Origin of the sequence: Sulfolobus sp. B1 (genome assembly GCF_007050195.1) — an archaeon.
In the GTDB taxonomy this organism is placed as follows: Archaea; Thermoproteota; Thermoprotei_A; order Sulfolobales; family Sulfolobaceae; genus Saccharolobus.
This window is the reverse complement of the sequence record NZ_QIMI01000182.1, coordinates 1-2326: the sequence shown is the minus strand read 5'-3', so window position 1 is coordinate 2326 and position 2326 is coordinate 1. Positions and strand designations below refer to the sequence as shown.

The 2326-nt window shown below is 34.4% G+C and carries 3 protein-coding genes; all 3 read left to right on the top strand.

Annotation, left to right across the window (positions count from 1 at the left end; all coding sequences use genetic code 11):
* The first annotated feature begins 130 nt into the window (after window positions 1–130).
* From DMP16_RS09155 to DMP16_RS09150, 3 genes are read left to right on the top strand one after another with little or no spacing between them, the layout of a single operon-like run.
* The gene (locus tag DMP16_RS09155) at window positions 131–817 is read left to right on the top strand and encodes a DUF1640 domain-containing protein (protein WP_069284404.1); all 687 of its coding nucleotides are present in this window, start codon (window positions 131–133) and stop codon (window positions 815–817) included.
* Window positions 818–859: 42 nt separating this feature from the next.
* On the top strand, window positions 860–1267 hold the full coding sequence (locus DMP16_RS11450; protein WP_250637317.1) for an Ldh family oxidoreductase: 408 nt from the start codon (window positions 860–862) through the stop codon (window positions 1265–1267).
* A complete protein-coding gene (locus DMP16_RS09150; RefSeq protein ID WP_306416245.1) occupies window positions 1170–1829 on the top strand; it encodes an Ldh family oxidoreductase in 660 nt (219 codons plus the stop codon). The genes DMP16_RS11450 and DMP16_RS09150 overlap by 98 nt, the downstream gene beginning before the upstream one ends.
* The last annotated feature ends 497 nt before the right edge of the window (window positions 1830–2326 follow it).

Sequence of the window (2326 nt, the reverse complement as noted above, 5' to 3'; positions counted from 1 at the left end):
ATAGATAGATCTAAACTTACCTAAGACTCAATAGGTCTAAGAATTTTCCATACTGATAAAAGGTTTAAACTCTGAGGAAGAGAGTTAAATCAGCGATAATCTTTTTTAGAATATAAACGGATTTAATCATGTGAGTAGCACAGTAGACGAGGTTTACAATAAGCTAAAAAACGATAAGGAGTTCATTGAAAGGTTAGCTAATGCTATAGCGGATAAAATCGTAATAAAGAAATTAGAAGAGTTAAGTAGTGAAATTGTGAGATTAACAAGTGAGATGAATAAGATGAGAGAAGAATTTAGTGACGAAATGAGGAAGTTAAGAGAAGATCAGAACAAATTAAGAGAGGATATAAATAAGATGAGAGAAGAATTTACCAACGAGATAAAGAAGTTGAGGGAGGATATGAATAAGTATTACACGCAGATAGCTAAATTTGTGGAGAACTTAACTACAAGCATTGAGGATGATGCTCAACTTTACTTAGAGTGGTTAATAGAAAAGGAGTTGGGTTATAAGGTTCAAATTAGCAGGCTTGAATTGGAAAACATTGCTGAAATAGACTTATTTGCAGAGTTTGGTAATTACGTTTTGATAGGCGAGGTTAAAAGTAGGGCAAATAGGAGTGTCTTTCATGAATTAATGAGAAAAATCGAGAAGTTGAAGATGAGTAAGCGGGAAATGTTTGAGAATAAGAAGATAATTCCCGTCATATTCACGTTAAGCCCAACAATAGATTTGATACAGTTATGCAAGGAGAGCAAAGTTTTCTTGACTAGCGGTAGTAGGAACTTAACTGAATTTAAGGAGATCATCTAAGTACCTCACAAATTTATTTAAAAAAAGTGTATACTTATCTTTATGGTAAGATTAATAAGCCATCAAGAGCTAAATGGGTTAGTAAAGGAGATACTTGATAAGAGGGGAGTTAATGGAAGTGAGATCATTTCAAATCATTTCGTTGAAGCAGAGTTAAGAGGTCATTCATCTCACGGCGTTCAGAGAGTAATTCCCTTAGTTAAAGGTGTTGAGTTAGGAACAATAAGGAAGGAGTTAAAGTATGAGATAGTAAAGGAAAACAATAACTCAATACTCATAGATGGGTTGCATAGCATAGGAATAACGTTATGGGATAGGTTGGTAGAGGAATACGTAGAAAAAAAAGAACTTTATAGCGGTCAGAAACTCATCCCACATAGGTTTTCTAGGATATTATACGGAAAAAGTAGCAAGAAAAGGGAAAGTGGGGATAATGATAGGCAATGCTGAACCTGCCGTAGTAAAACCTATGAGTTCACAAAAAGTGTTATCAACAACTCCAATTAGCATTTCTATTCCTACAAGGGATAATCCTATAATCTTAGACATGTCTCTAGCCTCAATTGCTAGAGGAAAGATAATAGAAGCTCTAAGGAAAGGAGAGGAGATACCGTATGGAGTTGCTGTAGACAAGGAAGGCAAAATCACTACTAGCCCTAAAGAGGCTTTGGAAGGAGGAATTTTACCAATGGGAGGACAGAAAGGATTTTACTTAATGCTTACATTAGAACTATTAGTATCGTTTTTAACAGGCTCTGCCATAGGTCCTAATGTCAAGGGAGTACTAAATACTGAAACACCACCAAACAAGGGTGAAATAATGATCATAATAGATCCTATAGATGCTAATTATGACGCAATAGATTACATGAAGAACATCTTAAGGTCTGATTTCCCAGGTGAACATGGGATGAAATTAAGAGAAAAAGCTATGAGAGAAGGTATAGAGATTGATGAAAAGTTATACGAAACGTTAGTTGATATGAGGTATAAAGTACCTTATTTCACATAAATATCACGTGAGTCTTGTATTCAACCAAATAAGACGCATACGTCCTCACTAAATTAATAGCCTTTTCGCTATATCGATAGGAGACCCTTCTGACATGCTATTAAGGGTAAGCTAACAAGGGAATTTGCTTATTAGAGGATTGTCTTGAGAAACTGTAGTTTAATTTTTAAACGATACAAATCTTCATAATATTACTGTTGTAAAGAATCTAATTGAAACCCTTCAATGAAAACATTGAACCTTTCATGAGTACCTCTTCATTCAAGTTTTTTTATAAACTTGGAGGCTAAAAAGAAGTTTCCTATTATTTGACAATATGGATAATATTACTATTATGAAGTTACAAATTCTGGTCGTGTCCCATTTCAAACGCGTATGACTGTTTTATGCCTTTGTTTTGCATCATCAAGGAACTTCCTATCTTAACCCTAATAACGTGATGGCAATAAATAAGGTATATCCCTATAAACCTCCTTCTTACCCCTTATAAGGAGTTA